The following is a 19,790-nucleotide window of genomic DNA, read 5'->3' as shown; positions in this document are numbered from 1 at the left end:
GGCCGCCGGGCCCGACCGGGCCGCCGGGGACCCGCCGCTCACCGCCCGGGACGTCGAGCTGGTCCGGGCCGGCCTCGCCGCCGTCGAGCCGGTCGCCGACCGGGCCACCGCGCACTTCTACGCGCTGCTCTTCCTGCGCCACCCCGAGCTCCGCTCGTTCTTCCCCGCCGCCATGGACGCCCACCGCGACCGGCTGTTCCGCACCCTGCTGGCCGTCGTGCGCGAGATCGACCAGCCGGTGGCCCTGCGCGCCACGCTGGCCGGGCTCGGTCGCAGCCACCGCCGGTACGGCACGCTGACCGGCCACTACGTCGTGGTGGAGGAGTGCCTGGTGCAGACGCTGGCCCGGTACGCGGGCGGCGGCTGGGGCGCCGAGGCCGAGCAGGCCTGGCGCCGCGCCTACCGGATGATCTCCTCGACCATGGTCGAGGCCGCCGAGGAGGACGCCCGCACCTCGCCGCCCTGGTGGCAGGGCGAGATCGTCCGGCACGAGCGCCGCACCCGGGACGTCGCGGCGATCACCGTCCGGCCGGACCAGGCCTACCCGTTCCGGGCCGGGCAGTACGCGGCTCTGGAGACGCCCTGGTGGCCGCGGGTCTGGCGGCACTACTCCTTCGCTTGCGCGCCCCGCCCGGACGGGCTGCTGACCTTCCACGTCAAGGCCGTCCAGGCCGGCTGGGTGAGCAACGCGCTGGTCCACCGCGCCGTGCCCGGGGACGTCCTGCGGCTCGGTCCGGCGGCCGGCTCGATGACCGTCGACCACGCGGCCGGCCCGGACCTGCTCTGCCTCGGCGGCGGCACCGGCATCGCACCGATCCGCGCCCTGGTCGAGGAGGCGGTCGAGCACGGCGCGCCCGGCCGCCGGGTCGAGGTGTTCTACGGGGCCCGTCGCGTCGAGGAGCTGTACGAGCTGGACGGGCTGCGCGAACTGGCCGCGCGCCACCCCTGGCTGACGGTCAGTCCGGTGCTGTCCGGCGGCGGGCCGGCCGGCGGTCCGCTTCCGGGGGGAGGTTCGGCCGGCGGCCTGCTGACCGGCGAACTGCCCGAGGTGGTGGGCCGGTTCGGCCCGTGGACCGGCCGCGAGGCGGTGCTCAGCGGGCCGCCCGCGATGGTGCGCCAGGGCGTCGGGGTGCTGCTGCGCACCGGGGTGCCGGCCGAGCGGATCCGGCACGACCCGGTCGGCGACCCGGCCGCCTGGTGATCACCCGAGGTCGGGAGCGAGGAGCGCGCGGATGCCCTCGATGTTGGCCGCCAGGTAAGCCCGCAGCCGGGGCGGGACCACGTTGACGGAGGTGACGCCCTCGCGGGTGAACGGAAGCCGGACCACCTCGTACTCGCCGTTGGGGTCGGTCACCTCGGGCCCGTGCCGCCGGCTGAGGTCCATCGAGGCGAGCCGGCAGACGAAGAAGTGCTGCACCTTGACCCCGTGCGGGTGCGGCAGGGTGCCGCCGTCGATGAGGGTCCCCCCGGCCGGAGGATGGGGGAGGGCGTGGCTGATGGTGTCGACGAAGGCCGGCACCACGTCCACGATCTTGCCGCCGAGCTCCTCGTCGACCTCGCGGTGCAGCGCCTCGACCACCGTCCGGTCCTCGCGCTCGACCCCGCCGCCGGGGGTGATCCAGTACGGGTGCGGCGCGCCCGGCCGGACCCGCCGGATCAGCACGATCGAGGCCGGGCCGTACGGATCGTCCGGGTCCAGGTCCAGCAGGATCGCCCGCGCGGTGCGCTTCACGACCGGGCGCGGTGGCGTGATGCGGTTCTCGGGGCCCATGGCCACCTCCGGGACTGGCGCGTTGTGCGGGAGTCTCCCGCACCGGGGAGGGGGCGAAACCAGGGGAACGGGTCGAAACGCACCGGGAACGGGTCGAAACGCCGACCCGGTCGGGTGCATCCGTTCGGGGGCCCGTTGTGCTGCAATGAGCAGCTATTGGGCAAATCGGAGGTTTCGCTCCGCACGCCCGTTCTGGGCACGGACCTGTACGTGGGACTCGGGCTGGGGGTTGGGTGGCATGGATCGGATCGCACAGTCGTTCGAGAGAACACGGCCGTTCGAGATCGTGCGGGATTCCCGGACGGCCGCGCCGCGGCGCCCGGCGGTGGACCGCGGGCCCACCCTGACCGGCTCCGTCCAGCGGGCGCTGCGGCTGCTGGAGGCCGTCGGGGGCTTCCGGCGCGGCGCGACCGCCAAACAACTGGCCCGGGCCGCCGAACTGCCTCTCGGCACCGCCTACCACCTGCTGCGCACCCTGGCCCACGAGGGTTACCTGCGGCGCTCCGAGGGGCGCTTCTTCCCCGGGGAGGCGCTCGACGGCATAGCCCGGTCCTGCGACCACGACCTGCGGACGCGGATGCAGTCGTTACGGGACGAACTCGGCGCCGCCGTCTACTTCGCGCTGTACCGGGACGGTGAGGTCCACGTGGTGGAGGTGGTCGAGGACCCGAACCGCCCCGCCGTCGAGCCCTGGGCGGACTTCCGGGCCACCGCCCACGCGCACGCCATCGGCCAGCGCCTGCTCGGCCAGCTGCCCGAGGAGGCGCGCCGCGACCACCTCGCCCGCCATCCGCCGGCCGGGCTCACCCCGTCCACCCTCACCGGCGAGAGCGCCGTGCTGCGCCGGCTGGCCACGCTGCGGCCGACCATGCCCGTGCTGGAACGGCAGGAGTACGTGCTCGGCACGGTCTGCGCGGCCGTCCCGATCACCATCGGCCCGGTGGTCGCCACCATGGCCCTGTCGCTTCCGGTCGAACAGGCCGACCGGTTGGCCTTCGCCGCCCGCCAACTGCGGCGCGGGGTCGGGGCGATGAGCCCCGCGTTCATCCTCTGACACTACTTGGTCTAGACCTTCTCCGGTTCGTTCACCATTTGAAAAAGCACACCTTGTCCACTACGTCGCCAAACGTGGACGATGATGATCGAACGTGGATTGGTTGCATAAACCGTCACAGAAACCGTCGAAAACATGTCCGGTCGCCATCGGGCCAAGCGAACCGACGGTGCGGGCAGAACGAGAGGTACTGGCGCATGCAGCACAGCACGGTCCAGGGTCACCTGGTGATGAACCTCGTGGTCTCGCACGAGCTCTCCTTCCGCCTCCTGGTGGACCTGACGTACGAGGCCGACGACCCGTACGCCGTCCGGCTCACCTTCCACCTGCCCGGCGACGCCCCGGTCACCTGGTACTTCGCGCGGGAGCTGCTGCTCGACGGGATCAGCGGACCGGCGGGCGAGGGCGACGTGCACATCCGCCCGGTCGGCGAGGAGCCCTCGGAGATCTGCATCGTGCTGCGCTCCCCCGACGGCGACGCCCTGCTGCGCGCCTCGTCCGCGCCGCTGGTCGCGTTCCTGGCGCGCACCGACCGGCTGGTGCCGATGGGGCAGGAGCTCACCGGACGGGACATCGACGCCCAGCTCGCGGACCTGCTCAAGGGGCGTGAGAACGCGGGGTGAGTGCTCCGGCGGCGGCAGCCCGCACAGGCACGGCGAAGGGGCCCGTACCCGGTGGAACACCCGGGTGCGGGCCCCTTTCGGCTGTCCGCACGACACCGGTCAGTCGTCGTCCAGGGCCAGGTGCAGGCCCCACGAGACCAGGCTGATGATCAGTGAACCGACCAGTGCGGCACCGAAGTTGACCACGTGGAAGTCCAGGTTCAGCCTCCCGGAGGCCCAGGAGGTGAGCATGAGCATCAGGGCGTTGATCACGAAGGTGATCAGGCCCAGTGTGAGGATGAACAGCGGGAACGAGAACAGCTTGACCACCGGCTTGATCAGCCAGTTCACCACGCCGAAGACGACGGCGACGCCGAGCACCGTCAGCGCCTTGTGCTGCCAGTCCGCCGTGCCCTGAGCCAGTCGGATGCCGCTGACGATCCAGGCGGCGACCCAGATGGCCGCCGCGTTGATCAGTGTCTTGATGACGAAACCCTTCATGCGGCCCAAGCCTGGCAGCAACCCCGGTCCCGGCGGAACCACCATGCGGCGGGGTGGTGTTGAATGCGCCAGGGCGCGGAGGTGGACGGACGGGCCCGAGGACGAGGGAGGACGGCGTGGTGAAGCTCTTCCGGCTGGACGAACTGGACGCCGAACGGGCGGCCAACGACGGTGCGTACCTGCGGTTCCTGCGCGAACCGCGGATGTCCGCCGGGCTGTACGCGCTCGCCCCCGGCGACACCGACACCCAGACCGCGCACGACCAGGACGAGATCTACCAGGTGATCAGCGGCCGGGCCGAGCTGACCGTCGGCGCCGAGACCGCGACGGTCGGGCGGGGCACCGTGGTGTACGTGCCGGCCGGTACCCCGCACCGCTTCCACCACATCACCGAGGAGCTGCGGGTGCTGGTGGTGTTCTCCCCACCGGAGGACTGAGCACCCCGGCGGCTAGGGTCGCGTCATGAGCACCAAGACGCTGACCGAAGAACTCTGGGCGGCCATCGAGCCGGTGTACGCCGAGATCCTCGCCCATCCCTTCCTGGCCGGGCTCACCGACGGCACCCTGCCGCGCGAGGCCTTCCGCCACTTCGTCGTCCAGGACTCGCACTACCTGCGCGACTACGCCCGCGCGCTCGCCGTCTGCGCGGCCAAGGCGCCCGGCGAGGAGGACGTCCGGGCCTTCGCCGACGACGCGGTCGGCGCGCTGGCCGCCGAGCAGGGCATGCACGCCGAGTTCCTGACCGCCTTCGGCGGCAGCGCCGAGGAGGCCGCCGCCGAGCCGGTGCTGCCCACCACCCGGGCCTACACCAGCTACCTGCTGGCCACCGTCTACGGCGGCTCCTTCGCCGAGGCGGTCGGCGCGGTGCTGCCCTGCTACTGGATCTACGCCCGGGTCGGCGAGGCGCTGCTCGCCCAGGGCTCGCCCGACCCGCTGTACGCCAAGTGGATCGCCACCTACGGCGACGAGGCCTTCCAGTCGGTGGTCCGCCGGGTGCTGGCGCTCACCGACCGGCTCGGCGAGGAGCTGTCCGCGGCCGAACGCCGCAAGGTGGTCGAACACTTCGTGACCACCTCGCGCTACGAGTGGATGTTCTGGGACGCCGCCTGGCGCGGTGAGCACTGGCCGGTCTGAGCCGTGCGGGCGCGCCTGCCCGTCCCCCGGCAGGGCCCGGACGACGGGCGGGCGGTGGCGGGTCGGCCCGTGACGCAGGAGCCGGCCGGGTCGGCGGCGTCGACGTCTCGGGGGTCACCCGGGGGGTCGGAGTCGGGGTGATCTCGGGGTTCTCTCCGGGCCGTTGGGCCTCGTTCCGGCACTCACGCCACCGTACGATCGAAGTACCGAAAGCAAGCGGGATGCGGCACCGGACGGCGGCCGACCCGAGGGGAGAAGAGGAACCGACATGGCTGAGCTCTGGAAGTCGCTGCCCTCCTGGGTGCGCAACATCGTCATCCCGGTGCTGGTCCTGGTGCTGGCCTGGAACATCGTCGCGTTCGTGTTCGGCGTCGTCGGCGCACTGCTCTCGATCGTGATCAAGCTGCTGGTGGTGGTCGGCATCGCGGCCGCCGTGGTGGTCCTGGTGAAGAAGGCCGCCAAGAGCTGACCGGTCACCCCGTAACGCCGCCCTGAGGCCCGGCCCCCCGCGAGGGGGGAGCCGGGCCTCGGGCGTTCCCCGAGGGGTGCCGGTCGGCCGGGCGGGCCGTGACGTGCTCTGGACCTGCGGCGATCCGCTCGCTACGGTGTTGGGCGTCGTGTGCAGGCAACACCGCCTGCGACGCGGGAGCTCGGAGCACCGGGCTGAGAGGACGCTGACCGGGACGTCGACGGACGGACCGACGGCTGCGTCGACCGCAGGAACCTGACCGGATAATGCCGGCGTAGGGAGTAGAGGTCAGATGACCACGTTCGAAGCACAGCCGCAGTCTGCCCAGGGCGCCCCCAGCAGCGAGCGCACCGGCTACCCGGCCCCGGCCTGGCGCAAGGCCTACCGCGAGGGATCGCGCCCCGACCTGCGCGTTCCGTACCGCGAGGTGCAGCTCACCAACGGAACGTCCGTCCCGCTGTACGACACCTCCGGCCCGTACACCGACCCGTCCTACGAGCCCGACGTGCGGCGCGGCCTGCCCGCGCTGCGGGACGCCTGGATCCGCCGGCGCGGCGACGTCGAGGAGTACGACGGCCGCGAGCCGCGTCCCGAGGACGACGGGATCAAGCACACCTCGCCGCGCGGCGGGAACCTGCGCAACCTGGACGCCGTCTTCCCCGGCCGCCCGCGTCGCCCGCTGCGCGGTCGCGCCGGTGCCGCCGTCACCCAACTCGCCTACGCCAAGCGGGGCGTGGTGACGCCGGAGATGGAGTTCGTGGCGCTGCGCGAGGGCCTCGCGCCCGAGTTCGTGCGCGCCGAGGTGGCCCGCGGCCGGGCCGTCATCCCGGTCAACGTGAACCACCCGGAGGTGGAACCGGCCGTCATCGGCACCAACTTCCTGGTGAAGATCAACGCCAACATCGGCAACTCGGCCGTCACCTCCTCGATCGAGGAGGAGGTGGAGAAGATGACCTGGGCCACCCGCTGGGGCGCCGACACCGTCATGGACCTCTCCACCGGCCGCAACATCCACACCACCCGCGAGTGGATCCTGCGCAACTCCCCGGTGCCGATCGGCACCGTGCCGCTCTACCAGGCCCTGGAGAAGGTGGACGGCAAGGCCGAGGAGCTGAGCTGGGAGGTCTACCGGGACACGATCATCGAGCAGTGCGAGCAGGGCGTCGACTACATGACCGTCCACGCCGGCGTGCTGCTGCGCTACGTCCCGCTCACCGCCCGCCGCAAGACCGGCATCGTCTCGCGCGGCGGCTCGATCATGGCGGCCTGGTGCCTGGCCCACCACCGGGAGAACTTCCTCTACACCAACTTCGAGGAGCTCTGCGACATCCTGGCCTCCTACGACGTCACCTTCTCGCTCGGTGACGGCCTGCGCCCGGGCTCGATCGCGGACGCCAACGACGAGGCGCAGTTCGCCGAGCTGAAGACCCTCGGCGAGCTCGGCCGGATCGCCCGCGAGCGGGACGTCCAGGTGATGATCGAGGGCCCGGGCCACGTCCCGATGAACAAGATCAGGGAGAACATGGATCTCCAGAAGGAGATCTGCGACGAGGCGCCGTTCTACACCCTCGGCCCGCTGACCACGGACGTCGCCCCCGGCTACGACCACATCACCTCGGGCATCGGCGCCGCGATGATCGCCTGGTGGGGCACCGCGATGCTCTGCTACGTGACCCCCAAGGAGCACCTGGGCCTGCCCAACCGGGACGACGTCAAGACCGGCGTGATCACCTACAAGATCGCCGCCCACGCCGCCGACCTGGCCAAGGGCCACCCGGGCGCCCAGGCCTGGGACGACGCCCTCTCCGACGCCCGCTTCGAGTTCCGCTGGGAGGACCAGTTCAACCTGGCCCTCGACCCGGAGACCGCCCGCGACTTCCACGACGAGACCCTCCCCGCCGAGCCCGCCAAGACCGCGCACTTCTGCTCGATGTGCGGCCCGAAGTTCTGCTCGATGAAGATCAGCAAAAGCATCAATGAGCAGTTCGGTCAGGGTCAGGCCTCGCCTGAGTACGACGAGGAGGCCGTCGAGGGCATGAAGGCCATGTCCGACGAGTTCAAGGCCCAGGGCAGCAAGGTCTACCTGCCGATGGCGGACTGACCCAGGACACCTGAGCGCCGCCCCGAGAGCTTTCGCTTCTCAGGGCGGCGCTTCGTCGTTCCTGGCCTGCCCGGGCATCCGTCTACGGGGGCGAGTACCTGACCGAGTACGTCTACCGCCAGCCCCGGACCTCGGCGGACGTCGCCCAGTTGGTCGAAGCGGCCGACTGTGACCCGTTCCTCGGTTACGGCTGCGACGGTGACGCACACTGGACGCCGGAGGCGGTCCGGGAGTGGTGGCGTGACCGCGGTCGGATCACGCAGTACCTCTCCGAGCACGACTGGGACGGCATCGATTGGGCCCGGCAGGGAGTAGGAGCCGCGGTCCGGGACTACGAGTCCTACATCGCCGGTGGCCTTGCGATGGACCTGCGGGTCTACCTCTACTGGCCGGAGGAGGGCAGGTCTCCCGCCCCCGACGATCGACTGCCCCAGCTGCAGTCGACAACACTCTGATGTGGCGGCTTCGGGCTGAAGTTGTCGTCGATGAAGATCTACCAGAAGGATCCGCGACGAGCACGGTGACGGTTCGACGGTCGTTTCCAGCGAGTTCGACGCCGAGGCCGAGGCCGGCATGCAGGCCATGTCCGAGGAGTTCAAGGCCCAGGGCAACAAGGTCTACCTCCCGCTGGCCGACTGACCAGGGGGACCGCGCGGGCTGCTGCACTCGGGAGTTGGATCGGTTCCCCTGTGCAGCAGCCCGCGCGTTGTTCATGTGCCGGCAGTGGCGCGTGCACGCCCGCACGGCCCGACCGTGCGGTGATGCTGTGGCAGCCGATCCCGCGCGCCGTTCTTCGGGAGCCGTCTGGTGGAGGCCGAATCCGGCGAGTCACTATCTGATCGATAGTCAGTTTGAGGGCGTAGCAACCCTGCCGTGGTAGCGTCCGCCTGATCGGCCTGGGGGCGGTCGATGACTGAAAAGTCTCGTGGGGGGACAACGTGGGATCCGTTCAGACCGGGACCGAGTGTCTCGACTTCCAGCCGATCGTGGTGGTCCGCGGGTTAGGGCAGGGATACGGCAGCAAGAGGGTGATCTCAGACCTCGATCTGGAGGTCGGCCCGGGTGTCACCGGCCTGCTCGGTCCCAACGGGGCGGGTAAGACAACACTGTTGAGAACCCTTGCGACCGTCGTTCCGCCTCGCGAGGGTGAGATCGAGATCTGCGGGATCAGGGTCGTCTCCGAGGACACGGCTCGGCGTGCCCGCCGAGGTATCGGATATCTGCCCCAGGACTTCGGCTACTACCCCTCGTTCTCGGTGTACGACTTCGTCCGGTACTGCGCGTGGCTCAGGGAAGTGCCGGCGTCGGTGGCGGACCGCGAGACGCGACGCGTGATCGAGGCCGTGGGACTCTCCGATCGCGCCTCGGCCAAGATGAAGTCGTTGTCCGGTGGGATGCTCCGTCGGGCGGGGATCGCGACCGCGATGGTCGGCTCCCCCCGGTTGCTCCTTCTCGACGAGCCGACTGTCGGCCTGGACCCGGCGCAGCGGCTGGAGTTCCGCGAACTCATCCGGTCGCTCAGTGACAGCGCGGTGATCCTCAGCACCCACTTGGTGGAAGACGTCTCTGCTGTCTGCAGCAGCGTCGCGGTTCTGAGCGAGGGGAGATTCGTCTTCCGAGGAACTCCGGCCGAGTTGACCGAGGCCGCGGCTGCGGACGCTGTCGGTGACAGTCCGCTGGAGCGCGGATACATGACCGCCTTGGGCGCCCCGGGGGTGCGCCGCTGATGCGGATCTACTGGATGGAGGTCAGGCGCTCACCCCTGCGCTGGTGGCTACCCGTTCTGCTGGCGCTCGACTTCGCGGCGATCTTCGGGCGAAGCCAGTGGTGGATCGGTGTCTGGCCGCAGGCCAGCGTGGCTGCGCAGTTACCCTCGCTCTATTTCGGGCCGGCCCTCGCCGCCTCGGCGGCCTGGACGGCCGGACGTGCTCGGCGGGCGGGGATCACCGAGCAACTCGGTGCCTCGGCTCGACCCGCCTGGCAGCTGGAGCTGGCGCAACTCGCCGCAACGCTCAGCTACGGAACGCTGGTCTACCTCGTCGGCGCCGTCTCAGCCGCCGTTGTGAGCGTCTCGGATGCCGGGCCGGGCTTCCTGTGGCCCGGATACCTCCTGCTGGGCTTCGGCGTCATGGTCGGCTGCGCCGGTCTGGGACATCTGGTCGGCCGATGGTCGGCGTCTCCCTACGCGGCGTCCGCGGTTTGCGGCCTCGGCTGCTTCCTCTTCGTGGCCTGGATCGGAGGGCCGTCCGCGTTGGACCTGTTCATGCTCTCCGGCGATCCGTTCGTCAAGGTGGCCGTATCACCGCTCTTGGTTCGGCTGGCACTTGGCTGCAGCTTGGCGGCCATAGCGGTCCTGGTGGCCCGGCCCGGCTCCCGTCTGCGTGGCCGGGTCGGGTGGCGGGCAACGGCCACACGGCGGTTCGCCGCGCTGGGAGCGGTAGTGGTCTTCGTGCTGGCCGCGGTGGCCGTCGGGCCCGCCGGCCCGATCCGGGTCCAGCGAGCGGCAGCAACCGAGCCGCTGTGCTCCGAAACCGCCCCCCGGGTCTGCCTCTGGCCTGAAGACCGCAAGTACCTTCCCGAGGCGACGGCGATGGCGGGCCGGATGTCCAAGCTCCCGACGGGCATGTTCACCGTGCCGGGCGACTTCTACGAGCAGGGTCTCCGGAGTGGCCAGATGAATGACTTCTACATCTTGGAAGGCTCTCTCTGGGATCCGGCGATCAGCATGGGAAGCGCGATCGTCCACTCCGAAGTCCCGCCGTTCTGCGACAAGGTGGACAGGAAACTGGCGGATCGGATCGGCCTGGCTTCAGGCGAGTTGTCCATGTGGTTGGCCGTGCGCATCTACGGGGGAGGTCGGCCCGAGAGCATGCACGGTGGGCCGCCCGGCGTGGACATGGAGGCTGTCGCACGCCTGGCCGCGCAGCCCGAGGAGACGCAGATCGCCTGGGCGCGGCAACGCCTGCAAACACTCCACTCGGTGACCTGTGTCTGATCGCATCGCCACCGTCTGGAGATATGCACGGGTCCACCATGCCTACGGTCTGGCTGTCGGTCTGGCGCTTGTGACAGCCTGCGATGCCCTGTTCGGCTCCATCAACATCTCGATTCCGGCCGGAAACGCGGCCGGTGTGGCGGTTGTTCCGTTCCGACGGGAGCTTCCCATCGCATTCGCGGCACTTGCGGCAGGAAGCCTGCACAGCGTGATGGCCGACATGGAGCGCGCCGCCTCCAAGACCTTCCGTACGTACGAGGTGACGCACGTCGTCGTCGTCAGTGCTGTGACGGTGGTGCTGCTCGGCTCGGCGGAGGCGATCTTCACCACGACGGAGCTGGCGGTCGTGATGATGCGGGCGCTGCTGATCTGGCTCGGCCTGGCCCTGCTTTCCGGCCGGATCTTCGGCTGGATGCTCTCCTGGATTCTGCCGGTACTCACCATCTTCCCGTTGACGTACTACGGAGCCGGAGACCTCGGACGGCATCGTTGGTGGGACTGGACCGGTCAATCCTCGGCCTCCCTCCCCTGCTGGCTCTTGGCAGTGGTCAGCATGGCCATCGGTGCAGTGGCCCTGGGACTGACGCCGTGGAGGATGCGTGGCCGCCGGAGTACGACGGGGAGGCCGTCGAGGATGTGAAGGCCGCGTCCGAGGAGTTCAAGGCCCAGGGCAACAAAATCCACCTCCCCCTCGCCGACTGACAGCCGGAAGCGCCGACCCCGTGCTCTACGCTCCGGGTCGGCGCTTCGCCGTCTCGGCAGCCGTCGTCATCCGGCCACGCTCGTGATCCGGGGCCGGATGTTGTGGTTGACGTGGAAGAGGTTGCCGGGGTCGTAGGTCTGCTTGACGGCGACCAGGCGGGCGTAGTTGTCGCGGTAGTCGGCGGTGACCCGCTGCTGGTCGTCGGCACTCACGAAGTTGACGTAGCCGCCGGCAGCGGAGTGGGGTTCGAGGGCCGCGTAGTAGTCGCGCACCCATGCGATGTTGGCCTCGGAGTCGGCCGGGTCGGGCCAGGCCCCGACGATCACGGTGGCGAAGTTGGCGTCGCGGTAGGAGAAGGCCGTGGCATCGGGGGCGACCCGGTGGACGGCGCCGTTGAGCGGATAGACGTGGCAGGCCGAATTGACCGTCGGCAGCCGCGGACCGTACTCGACGTGTGCGGCGATCGCTCCGTCGGTGAGCTCGGTGGAGAACGCGCCCTTCCAGTACTGGTGCAGCCCGGGCGGCAGCAGCGCGTCGAACATGCCCACCAGCGCCGGGTACGGCATCGGGCCGACCATCTCGGCGACCACCGGCGCCACCTCGCGGTACGGCCGCACGGCCCGCTCGGCCTCCTCCATCGAGCCGATCCAGCAGACGACCACGATCACGAAGGTGTCGCCGTGCCGGTCCGCCGGGATGAACGGCAGCGGGGGTGCGATCTGGAAGCCGGGGAAGACGCTCAGCTGCTCGGGGGCGTCGACGATGGCATCGCGGTAGAACCGCATGATCTCGGCCGTGTGCCCCAACTCGTAGAAGAACAGCCCGGCATAGACGTCCTTGACCGGGGAGAGCCGGTACTCGAAGGAGGTCACCACGCCGAAGTTGCCGCCCCCGCCGCGCAGCGCCCAGAACAGGTCGGGGTGGCTCCGCTCGTCGACGACCAGGAACCGGCCGTCGGCCGTCACCAGGTCGGCGGAGAGCAGGTTGTCGCAGGTCAGGCCCAGGCTGCGCGCCAGGTACCCGAAGCCGCCGCCGAGGGTGAGCCCGCCGACCCCGGTGGTGGAGATGATCCCGCCGGTGACGGCGAGGCCGAAGGGGTAGGTCGCCGCATTGAGGTCCGCCAGGGTGGCCCCGCCCTCGACCCGGGCCGTCCGTCGTTCCGGGTCCACCCGGACACCGCGCATCCCCCCGAGATCGGCCACGATGCCGTCGTCGCAGGTCCCGTACCCCGGGACGCTGTGCGACCCGCCGCGGACCGCCAGGTCCAGTGCGTTCTCCCGGGCGAAGTCCACCGCGGCCATGACGTCGCCCGCGTTGGCGCACCGCACGACCACGGCCGGCTTGCGGTCGATCATGGCGTTGTAGACCCTGCGGGCCCCGTCATATCCCTCGTCGCCGGCACTGACCACCGCACCGTGCACCCGGCCCGTCAACTCTTCAACCGTCTGTTTGCTCATTGCGCCGCTCCTGCTGTGGGCCCCGTCCTGCCGGCGGAACGGTCGACGCACCCCGCCGACGGTCCCTGGTCGGCCACCTCTCACGCTACGCCGCGCTGCGGGACGGCCCCACCGGACGCGAGCCGGTCCGCCGGCCCCGGGTGGCGCGGTCGTCGGTGGTGGGGAAAGTCGGTCGAAGAACTTTCGCGGGGAGCGATGAGTTTCCGGAGCGGCCGCGGTCTACCCCTGTGCAAGCGATCACGCGACCACGGAGGAGACACCGAGATGACCGAGAACCTGGGCGAGCTGACCATCACCCGTGAGCTGCCGGGTGCCCCGGCCGCCGCGTTCGAGGCGTACTTCGAGCCGGAGCAGTTCGTCCGCTTCTGGGGTCCGGTCGGCACCCACGTGCCGCTGGAGACCGTGACCATCGAGGCGAAGGAGGGCGGGCGCTACGACAGCACCATGGTGGTCGACGCGACCGGCGAGCGGTACCCGCTGAAGGCCGAGATCGCCGAGATCCGGGCCGGCGAGTCCTTCACGATGGTGGAGGAGGGCTCGGGCATGCGGTCCACCCTCACGTTCACCGAGCTCGGTGAGGGCCGCACCCGGGTGGTGCTGCACCAGACCGGGGTGCCGGAGATGTTCCGCGGCCCGGAGGCCGAGGCGGGGCTGAACTCCAGCTTCGACCGGCTGGTCGAGCACCTCGCCGGCCGGAACTGACCCGGCGCGCACGGTGCTTTCGGGGTGCCGTCCCGGCCCGGTCCACGGGCCCGGGGCGGCGCTCGGTCGTCGCGTCAGGACCTCCACATCCGGCTTCCGGGGCAGCGCGGAGGGATTTGTCTATTTAGTCTCATGGCCGATAACTGGGAATTCGAATTCTTTGGCCCACCGAATGTTCGTCAGCTATTCTCCGCCTGGCGCGCAGGGGGGAATCCACGCGTTGCCGCGGAAGATGGCGGCCATTTCGGACTTTTGGGGTTGAGTTGAGACTTCGACGCGCAATTCTGGCGGCCTCGCTGGTCGCGTCCCCGCTCGCGCTGGCCCTGCCCGCACAGGCGGCGGGTCAGGACACGGACCACTCCGTCCGGATCGAGGGCTTCGCCTCCGTGGAGGCGGGTGGTGGCTGGTCCGAAGGCGCGGTGACGGTCAAGAACGACGCGGACGCGCCCTACACCGGTCAGCACCTGGTGATCTACTTCGGCAGCAAGGTGCTCGGCAAGGACCAGGTGGCCGCCGAGTACGCGGATGGTGCGTCCGGTAGTTGGCAGCCGGTGAAGCTGGTCGACCAGGACCTCGGTGTCGACCCGGCCGGCTACCAGGGGGTGGCGACCGACCTGACCGGTGCCGGGGTCGAGGTCCAGCCGCACTCCGCGCGGACCTTCAAACTGCGGTTCAAGCTGCTGCAGTCCACGCACGAGGGGCCGTGGGTGAGCGTCGGTCTGCAAGCGTTCCTGGCACCGACGTTCGGCGCGGACGGTCAGGCCAAGAACTGGACGGTCCAGGCGCCGGGTGCGTCGGCCAAGACGACCGGGCTCACGACCGCCTTCACCGGTCTGCCCAAGTCCGTTCCGGCGGACGGGAAGCCGCACGCCTTCCAGGTCTCGATCAAGACCGCCAACGGCTTCGACTGGCACCTCACCAGCGCGGCCTTCTTCGTCTGGGGCGGTCAGAAGTACGGCTCGATGAGTGGCCCGGCCGCCTGTGACGCCCAGCTGGACGTTCAGGACCCGAAGGACAAGAGCTGGCACAAGGTCGGCATGGCGGCCGTCGGGATCGGCGACCATGACGTCGACCTGGCCAAGTGGGCCACGGGCCCGGTGGACAACCGGGTGCTCAACGCCAGGATCACGCTCGGCAAGAACTTCAAGACCGACACGGACGCCTCGCTGGGCTTCGGCAACTTCCCGGGTTCCACTGAAATGCTGTTCTGGACCAAGCAACCGATCGCCGCCGCGCCCGTCGAGGGCGCCCCTGAGTGCGTCGACCCGAACGCACCGGCCCCGACACCGAGCACGTCCTCCGCGCCCGCCGTCCCGGCCTCCGTGTCCACCACCACGCCGGCGGCCCCGGCGCCGGTCACGGTCGCCGACACCAACCGGGCCGAGCTCGCCGACACCGGCTCTCGCGGTCTCGGCCTGACGGCCGGGATCGCCGGCGCCCTGGTGGTGGCGGGCGGAGCTGCGATCGTCCTGACGCGGCGCACACGCCGCGGCTGAACCGACGGCGAAGCGCCGTCCCGGGAGGGTTTCCGGGACGGCGCTTCGCCGTCAGGGCGCGGGATGCCGCCCCGGGCCACCCCCGTGGGGCCGGGGCGGCACCGCTCACTTGTCGGCGTCCTGGGGGTACCAGCGGAGCTCGACCGTGTTGCCGTCGGGGTCGCGGACGTAGATCGAGGTGGCGTTGCCGCGGGCGCCGTAGCGGGTGACCGGGCCTTCGAGGACGGTGAAGACGCCGGAGTCGATGACCTCCTGCCAGTCGAGGGGCTCGACGGTGAGGCAGATGTGGTCGACGTTGGACTCCTGCCGGGGACGGCTGGTCAGGTCGATGATGGTGTCGGGGGTGACGCGGACGGACGGGAAGGACACCTTGCCGGCCCGCCACTCGTCGACGCGGACGGGCTCCAGGCCGAGCAGGCCGGAGTAGAAGGCCAGCGAGCGTTCGACGTCGGCGACGTTGAGGACGAGGTGGTCGAAGGCTACGACGCGCATGGGTGTTCGGCTCCGCTCGGGTGCGACTGCTGGTGACGGGTTCAACGATCCCGCCGTCCGGACGGGTGATCAATGCGCGATGGACGTACGATCGTTGAGCAGAATTCAACGATCGAGGGGTGGGGCTGGATGCTGGAACGGCTGGAGGTCGAGGTCTTCCTCACGCTCGCCGAGGAGCTGCACTTCGGCCGGACCGCCGAGCGCCTGCACCTGACCACCGGGCGGGTCAGCCAGGTGGTGAAGAAGCTGGAGCGTCGGATCGGCGGCCCGCTGTTCGAGCGCACCAGCCGGTCGGTCCGACTCAGCGCCGTGGGACGGCAGTTGGCGGACGACCTGGCGCCGGTGGTGGAGGCGATGGCGGCGGCGCTGCGGCGCGCGGAGGACGCCAGCCGAGGGGTCACCGGGGAGCTGCGGGTGGCGTTCCTCGGGGAGTGGACGGCGCCGGTGCTGCTCAAGGCGGTCGCGCTGTTCGGCGAGCGGCACCCCGACTGCCGGGTGGACGTCCGCGAGGTCCAGCTCTCCAACTCCCGGGCGAGCCTGGTGGACGGCTCGGTGGACGTCCTGATCGCCTCCTACCCGTTCGACGGCATGGCCTGTGGGCCGGTGCTGCTGACCGAGCGGCGGGTCCTCGCGGTGGCGGCCGGGCACCCGCTGGCCGCGGAGCGGTCGGTGTCGGTCGAGGTGCTCGCCGACCACCCGGTGGTGCAGTACCCGGCCGTCACCTCGGCGGCCTTCAAGCGCGACCGCACCCCCGACCACACCCCGTCCGGCCGCCCGGTGCCCAAGGGCCCGTCCGGCAGCACCTTCTCCGAGATGCTCAGCCTGGTCGCGATGGGCCGCGGCGTCCTCCCGGTCGGCGAGCACTCCCGCCGCTACTACCCGCGTCCGGACGTCGCGTACGTGCCGATCCACGACGTGCCCCCGATCGAGCGCGGCCCGGTCTGGCTGGAGAGCAACACCACCGCCCGGGTCCGCGCCTTCGTCCGGGCGGCGGCGGACGTCGCCGAGCGGCGGGCCGACGGGGCGGCGCCGTCGTGCGTCGTGGCGGCGGGCTGAGGGGGCGGCGGAGCGCTTCAGGAGATCGCGCGCAGCCGGGGCCGCTCCGGGGCGAGCAGGCGGTCGAGGTGGGCGGCGGTGTCGTCGTCCGCGGGGAGCAGCACGAGGAGCTGCTGGGAGTCGTCGGGGAGCTCCAGCGTCTCGCGGTGGAGCCGGAGTTCGGGGCCGGACGGGTGGCGGAGGCGGAGCGGGCCGCGGTGGGGGACGAGGTGGTTGCCGAGCCGGCGGGTGAAGTCGGGGCCGGCGAGCGGGGCGAGTTCGGTGCTCAGCCACTCGGCGGACTCGACCGAGGGGCCGAGCCAGAGGTCGAAGGCCTGTTCGTCGGCGACGTCGTCCCAGTCGGCGAACAGGGTGCGGGCGCGCGGGTCGGTGAAGACGTAGCGGGTGAGGTTGGGCGCCGGGGTGTCGAGCAGTCCGGCCGCGCCGAGGACGGCCGCGTAGCCGCTGGTGTGGGCGAGGACGTCGCCGAGGCGGTTGGTGACGGCGGCGACGCCGGGTTCGAGCAGGCGCAGCGTCGCGAGGACGGTGGGGCGCAGCTCGCGCGGGGCGGGGGCGGGCCGGGTGCGGCCGGCGCACGCGCCACCGGTGATCTTGGTGAGGTAGCGCAGGTGGTTGCGCTCGGCGGGGTCGAGGCTGAGGGCGTCGGCGAGTGCGTTGACCACGGGGGTGGAGGGGTTGCGGTCGCGGCCCTGCTCCAGCCGGGTCAGGTACTCGACGCTGATGCCGGCCCGGACGGCCAGGTCGGAGCGGCGCAGCCCGGGCGAGCGGCGGCGGCCGTGGTCGGGCAGGCCCAGCGCCTCCGGCTGGATGCTGTCGCGCTTCGCGCGGATGAAGTCCCCCATTGGTGTGCCCATATGACGAGCGTACGGCCGATCGTCACGCCGAGGGTGGCCCTGCGGGGGCCAGCCTGAGCGCGGCCTGGTTACGGCCGCGGAGCGGGCGGAGGGTGGTGGCCATGGAGACGAACACGCACAAGCTGGTGATCATCCTCGGCAGCGTCCGGGAGGGCCGGTTCGGCCCGGTGGTGTCCTCGTGGGTGGCCGAACAGGCCGCCGCGCACGGGGGCTTCGAGGTCGAGGTGGTGGACCTCGCCGAGGTCGAGCTGCCGCTCGAACTCCCCGCCGCCCCGCCGAAGTTCGCGGGTGACGGCTACCCGCGGCCGGCCGGGATGGCGAAGCTGACCGAGGCCCTGGAGGGCGCCGATGCCTTCGTCGTCGTCACACCGGAGTACAACCACAGCTACCCGGCCTCGCTGAAGGCCGCGATCGACTGGCACTTCACCCAGTGGACGGCCAAGCCGGTGGCCTTCGTCAGCTACGGCGGCGCGGCCGGCGGCCGGCACGCCGTGCTGCACCTGGAGAACGTGCTGACCGAGCTGCACGCGGTGACCATCCGGGACGGCCTGGCCTTCCCGAACTACTTCACCGCCTGGGCGGACGGCCGCCCGAACGGCCCGCAGGCGCCCGGCTACGCCAAGGTCCTGCTCGACCAACTGTCCTGGTGGGCGGGCGCGTTGAAGAACGCGCGGGCCGCCGTGCCGTACCCGGCCTGAGGGGAGGGGAAGAACGGTGGAGTACCTGGAACTGCCCGGCACCGACCTGGAGGTCAGCCGGATCGCGCTCGGCTGCATGGGCTTCGGCGGTGGCGGCGGCGGGCACAACCCGTGGGCGCTGGACGAGGAGGCCGCCGCGCCGGTGTTCCGGCGGGCGGTCGAGCTCGGCATCACCCTCTGGGACACCGCCAACGTGTACGGCGGCGGCGCCTCGGAGGAGCTGGTCGGCCGGGCGGTGCGGCGCTACACCCGGCGCGAGGACGTCGTGCTGGCGACCAAGGCGGGCCTGCCGATGCACGACGGCCCGGGCGGCTCCGGCCTGTCCCGGCGGGCGGTCCTGGAGCAGGTGGACGGCTCGCTGGCCCGCCTCGGCACGGACCACATCGACCTCTTCCAGCTGCACCGCTTCGACCCGGCGACCCCGGTCGAGGAGACGGTGGCGGCGCTGTGCGAGGTGGTCGAGGCGGGGAAGGTCCGGTACGTCGGCGTCTCCTCGATGTGGGCCTGGCGGTTCGCGAAGCTGCGGCACGCGGCGGCCCTGGCCGGCGGCCCGCAGTTCGTGTCGATGCAGCACCAGTACAGCCTGGTGCAGCGCGAGGAGGAGCGGGAGATGTTCCCGTTCCTCGCCGACCAGGGCGTGGCCGGCCTGGCCTGGTGCCCGCTGGCCTCGGGCCGGCTGGCCCGGCCGTACGGGCAGGGCACCGCCCGCTCGGCCGGGGACCCGGTCGCCGGACGCTTCTTCGCGGACGTCGACCGCCCGATCGTGGACGCCGTCCAGCACGTCGCCGAGGCCCGCGGCGTGCCGATGGCACAGGTCGCGCTCGCCTGGGTGCTGCGCAACCCGGTGGTCGCCGCCCCGATCGTCGGCGCCACCCGCCCGGGCCACCTGGACGACGCGGCGGCCGCCCTGCGGCTCGGCCTCACCGACGCCGAGGCGGCGGCCCTGGAGGCCCCGTACACGCCCCGCCTGCCGACCGGCTTCTGAGCCGGGGACGGCTCGACCCGTTCTGCGCCGGGGACGGCTCAAACCGCCCTGCGCCGGCGGTAGTAGTGCACGGTGAGCACGGCGAGCAGCGGGCCCCAGGCGGCCAGCGGCAGGTAGCCGATCCAGAACACGAGGGTCTGCCAGCCGTGGGTGATGACCCCGCCCTCGTCGCCCCGGATGGTCAGGCCGAGGGAGAACATCACCATCGCGTACGGGAAGACCATCAGCACCGCCGAGCCGAGCCCGGCCGGGAGCACGGCGGCGAGCACCGGGACCGGGCGGCCGCCGAGACCGGGGATCCAGCGCGGCCACACCTCGCCCCAGCGGGCGACCAGGCCGAAGCAGAGGAAGGCCAGCGCCTCGCTGACCACGCTGAGCGCGAGGATGTACCCCCAGCCGCCGTCGAACGAGGCGGGGTCCTGTTCCGGGGGCGTCGGGCCGTGGTCGAGCAGCGGCAGTCCGAGGATGAAGCCGCCGATCCGCCAGAGGCAGGAGGGCAGCACCGCCAGGGTGATCGCGTACCCGGTCCGCACCGCCCAGCGGGGCACACCCGGTGCGGGTGTGCCGTGCAGTCGTGCCGCGATCGTCCGTGCGCCCATGGTTCCGCCTCCCGGCCCGGGCGGACGCCGTCCGTCCGCCACCGGCTCCGACCCTCCCGGAGGACGCCCGCGGGGGCGTCCTCACCCGGGCTGAACCCGGGCCGGCCCGCTCCCCCGGGCG

22 protein-coding genes and 1 riboswitch are annotated in these 19,790 nt (G+C 71.4%); of the genes, 16 read left to right on the top strand and 6 right to left on the bottom strand.

Annotated elements, in window-relative coordinates; all coding sequences use genetic code 11:
• A partial coding sequence (locus KS423_RS15900) for a globin domain-containing protein (protein WP_263454895.1) occupies positions 1-1,201 on the top strand: 1,201 nt, incomplete at its 5' end.
• Here KS423_RS15900 and KS423_RS15895 read toward each other — a convergent pair.
• The gene (locus KS423_RS15895) at positions 1,202-1,771 is read right to left on the bottom strand and encodes an NUDIX domain-containing protein (protein ID WP_224279737.1); all 570 of its coding nucleotides are present in this window, start codon (positions 1,769-1,771) and stop codon (positions 1,202-1,204) included.
• Positions 1,772-2,009: 238 nt separating this feature from the next.
• On the opposite strand from KS423_RS15895, the gene KS423_RS15890 reads away from it, so the two are divergent.
• On the top strand, positions 2,010-2,825 hold the full coding sequence (locus tag KS423_RS15890; RefSeq protein ID WP_224279735.1) for an IclR family transcriptional regulator: 816 nt from the start codon (positions 2,010-2,012) through the stop codon (positions 2,823-2,825).
• A gap of 197 nt (positions 2,826-3,022) precedes the next feature.
• Complete coding sequence (locus KS423_RS15885; protein ID WP_224279734.1) at positions 3,023-3,448, top strand: SsgA family sporulation/cell division regulator; 426 nt, start codon at positions 3,023-3,025, stop codon at positions 3,446-3,448.
• 99 nt (positions 3,449-3,547) lie between these two features.
• On the opposite strand, the gene KS423_RS15880 is transcribed toward KS423_RS15885, so the two are convergent.
• Complete coding sequence (locus KS423_RS15880; protein ID WP_224279732.1) at positions 3,548-3,928, bottom strand: phage holin family protein; 381 nt, start codon at positions 3,926-3,928, stop codon at positions 3,548-3,550.
• A 119-nt stretch (positions 3,929-4,047) separates the two neighbouring features.
• Here KS423_RS15880 and KS423_RS15875 point away from each other — a divergent pair, with 119 nt between their 5' ends.
• From KS423_RS15875 to KS423_RS15840, 8 genes are all read left to right on the top strand, one after another.
• Positions 4,048-4,365 (top strand): cupin domain-containing protein, encoded by a 318-nt coding sequence (locus KS423_RS15875; protein WP_224279738.1) that lies wholly within the window; start codon positions 4,048-4,050, stop codon positions 4,363-4,365.
• 25 nt (positions 4,366-4,390) lie between these two features.
• Entirely contained in the window at positions 4,391-5,062 is a 672-nt protein-coding gene (tenA, locus tag KS423_RS15870) for a thiaminase II (RefSeq protein WP_224279730.1), read from the top strand.
• A gap of 268 nt (positions 5,063-5,330) precedes the next feature.
• Positions 5,331-5,531 carry a DUF5326 family protein gene (locus tag KS423_RS15865; RefSeq protein WP_049653234.1) on the top strand — a complete coding sequence of 67 codons (201 nt, stop codon included), beginning with the start codon at positions 5,331-5,333 and terminating at the stop codon, positions 5,529-5,531.
• Between the two features lie 163 nt (positions 5,532-5,694).
• A riboswitch (TPP riboswitch) is annotated at positions 5,695-5,829 on the top strand.
• The gene (thiC, locus tag KS423_RS15860; RefSeq protein ID WP_224279719.1) at positions 5,824-7,632 is read left to right on the top strand and encodes a phosphomethylpyrimidine synthase ThiC; all 1,809 of its coding nucleotides are present in this window, start codon (positions 5,824-5,826) and stop codon (positions 7,630-7,632) included. (Overlaps the previous riboswitch by 6 nt.)
• A 149-nt stretch (positions 7,633-7,781) precedes the next feature.
• On the top strand, positions 7,782-8,087 hold the full coding sequence (locus KS423_RS15855; RefSeq protein ID WP_224279717.1) for a hypothetical protein: 306 nt from the start codon (positions 7,782-7,784) through the stop codon (positions 8,085-8,087).
• Positions 8,088-8,570: 483 nt separating this feature from the next.
• On the top strand, positions 8,571-9,359 hold the full coding sequence (locus KS423_RS15850; protein WP_224279715.1) for an ABC transporter ATP-binding protein: 789 nt from the start codon (positions 8,571-8,573) through the stop codon (positions 9,357-9,359).
• Complete coding sequence (locus tag KS423_RS15845; RefSeq protein WP_224279713.1) at positions 9,359-10,627, top strand: ABC transporter permease; 1,269 nt, start codon at positions 9,359-9,361, stop codon at positions 10,625-10,627. The genes KS423_RS15850 and KS423_RS15845 overlap by 1 nt, the downstream gene beginning before the upstream one ends.
• Entirely contained in the window at positions 10,620-11,267 is a 648-nt protein-coding gene (locus tag KS423_RS15840) for a hypothetical protein (protein WP_224279711.1), read from the top strand. The genes KS423_RS15845 and KS423_RS15840 overlap by 8 nt, the downstream gene beginning before the upstream one ends.
• 128 nt (positions 11,268-11,395) lie before the next feature.
• On the opposite strand, the gene KS423_RS15835 is transcribed toward KS423_RS15840, so the two are convergent.
• Positions 11,396-12,787: an FAD-binding oxidoreductase gene (locus tag KS423_RS15835; RefSeq protein WP_224279702.1), complete on the bottom strand. Its 1,392-nt coding sequence runs from the start codon at positions 12,785-12,787 to the stop codon at positions 11,396-11,398.
• A 264-nt stretch (positions 12,788-13,051) separates the two neighbouring features.
• Between KS423_RS15835 and KS423_RS15830 the strand changes: the two genes are divergently transcribed.
• Both KS423_RS15830 and KS423_RS15825 read left to right on the top strand, forming a co-directional pair.
• The gene (locus tag KS423_RS15830) at positions 13,052-13,489 is read left to right on the top strand and encodes an SRPBCC domain-containing protein (protein ID WP_224279700.1); all 438 of its coding nucleotides are present in this window, start codon (positions 13,052-13,054) and stop codon (positions 13,487-13,489) included.
• A gap of 263 nt (positions 13,490-13,752) precedes the next feature.
• On the top strand, positions 13,753-14,985 hold the full coding sequence (locus tag KS423_RS15825) for a hypothetical protein (protein ID WP_224279698.1): 1,233 nt from the start codon (positions 13,753-13,755) through the stop codon (positions 14,983-14,985).
• A gap of 105 nt (positions 14,986-15,090) precedes the next feature.
• On the opposite strand, the gene KS423_RS15820 is transcribed toward KS423_RS15825, so the two are convergent.
• Entirely contained in the window at positions 15,091-15,477 is a 387-nt protein-coding gene (locus KS423_RS15820) for a VOC family protein (RefSeq protein ID WP_224279696.1), read from the bottom strand.
• 129 nt (positions 15,478-15,606) lie between these two features.
• Between KS423_RS15820 and KS423_RS15815 the strand changes: the two genes are divergently transcribed.
• The gene (locus KS423_RS15815; protein ID WP_224279694.1) at positions 15,607-16,533 is read left to right on the top strand and encodes a LysR family transcriptional regulator; all 927 of its coding nucleotides are present in this window, start codon (positions 15,607-15,609) and stop codon (positions 16,531-16,533) included.
• 17 nt (positions 16,534-16,550) lie between these two features.
• Here KS423_RS15815 and KS423_RS15810 read toward each other — a convergent pair whose 3' ends face one another.
• The gene (locus KS423_RS15810; RefSeq protein WP_224279692.1) at positions 16,551-17,387 is read right to left on the bottom strand and encodes a helix-turn-helix domain-containing protein; all 837 of its coding nucleotides are present in this window, start codon (positions 17,385-17,387) and stop codon (positions 16,551-16,553) included.
• A gap of 101 nt (positions 17,388-17,488) precedes the next feature.
• Between KS423_RS15810 and KS423_RS15805 the strand changes: the two genes are divergently transcribed.
• Complete coding sequence (locus KS423_RS15805; RefSeq protein WP_224279690.1) at positions 17,489-18,085, top strand: NADPH-dependent FMN reductase; 597 nt, start codon at positions 17,489-17,491, stop codon at positions 18,083-18,085.
• Positions 18,086-18,101: 16 nt separating this feature from the next.
• The gene (locus KS423_RS15800) at positions 18,102-19,070 is read left to right on the top strand and encodes an aldo/keto reductase (RefSeq protein WP_224279689.1); all 969 of its coding nucleotides are present in this window, start codon (positions 18,102-18,104) and stop codon (positions 19,068-19,070) included.
• 38 nt (positions 19,071-19,108) lie between these two features.
• Here KS423_RS15800 and KS423_RS15795 read toward each other — a convergent pair whose 3' ends face one another.
• Entirely contained in the window at positions 19,109-19,669 is a 561-nt protein-coding gene (locus tag KS423_RS15795; protein ID WP_224279687.1) for a hypothetical protein, read from the bottom strand.
• Positions 19,670-19,790: the final 121 nt, after the last annotated feature.

Origin of the sequence: Streptomyces sp. LS1784 (genome assembly GCF_020103755.1) — a bacterium.
GTDB lineage: Bacteria > Actinomycetota > Actinomycetes > Streptomycetales > Streptomycetaceae > Kitasatospora.
This window is presented reverse-complemented; position numbering and strand designations above follow the sequence as displayed.

Excerpts from the sequence above, each read along its gene's own strand:
- KS423_RS15895 (WP_224279737.1), bottom strand. The coding sequence starts at position 1,771 with ATGGGCCCCGAGAACCGCATCACGCCACCGCGCCCGGTCGTGAAGCGC.
- KS423_RS15890 (WP_224279735.1), top strand. The coding sequence starts at position 2,010 with ATGGATCGGATCGCACAGTCGTTCGAGAGAACACGGCCGTTCGAGATC.
- KS423_RS15885 (WP_224279734.1), top strand. The coding sequence starts at position 3,023 with ATGCAGCACAGCACGGTCCAGGGTCACCTGGTGATGAACCTCGTGGTC.
- KS423_RS15880 (WP_224279732.1), bottom strand. The coding sequence starts at position 3,928 with ATGAAGGGTTTCGTCATCAAGACACTGATCAACGCGGCGGCCATCTGG.
- tenA (WP_224279730.1), top strand. The coding sequence starts at position 4,391 with ATGAGCACCAAGACGCTGACCGAAGAACTCTGGGCGGCCATCGAGCCG.
- KS423_RS15865 (WP_049653234.1), top strand. The coding sequence starts at position 5,331 with ATGGCTGAGCTCTGGAAGTCGCTGCCCTCCTGGGTGCGCAACATCGTC.
- thiC (WP_224279719.1), top strand. The coding sequence starts at position 5,824 with ATGACCACGTTCGAAGCACAGCCGCAGTCTGCCCAGGGCGCCCCCAGC.
- KS423_RS15845 (WP_224279713.1), top strand. The coding sequence starts at position 9,359 with ATGCGGATCTACTGGATGGAGGTCAGGCGCTCACCCCTGCGCTGGTGG.
- KS423_RS15835 (WP_224279702.1), bottom strand. The coding sequence starts at position 12,787 with ATGAGCAAACAGACGGTTGAAGAGTTGACGGGCCGGGTGCACGGTGCG.
- KS423_RS15830 (WP_224279700.1), top strand. The coding sequence starts at position 13,052 with ATGACCGAGAACCTGGGCGAGCTGACCATCACCCGTGAGCTGCCGGGT.
- KS423_RS15820 (WP_224279696.1), bottom strand. The coding sequence starts at position 15,477 with ATGCGCGTCGTAGCCTTCGACCACCTCGTCCTCAACGTCGCCGACGTC.
- KS423_RS15815 (WP_224279694.1), top strand. The coding sequence starts at position 15,607 with ATGCTGGAACGGCTGGAGGTCGAGGTCTTCCTCACGCTCGCCGAGGAG.
- KS423_RS15810 (WP_224279692.1), bottom strand. The coding sequence starts at position 17,387 with ATGGGCACACCAATGGGGGACTTCATCCGCGCGAAGCGCGACAGCATC.
- KS423_RS15805 (WP_224279690.1), top strand. The coding sequence starts at position 17,489 with ATGGAGACGAACACGCACAAGCTGGTGATCATCCTCGGCAGCGTCCGG.
- KS423_RS15795 (WP_224279687.1), bottom strand. The coding sequence starts at position 19,669 with ATGGGCGCACGGACGATCGCGGCACGACTGCACGGCACACCCGCACCG.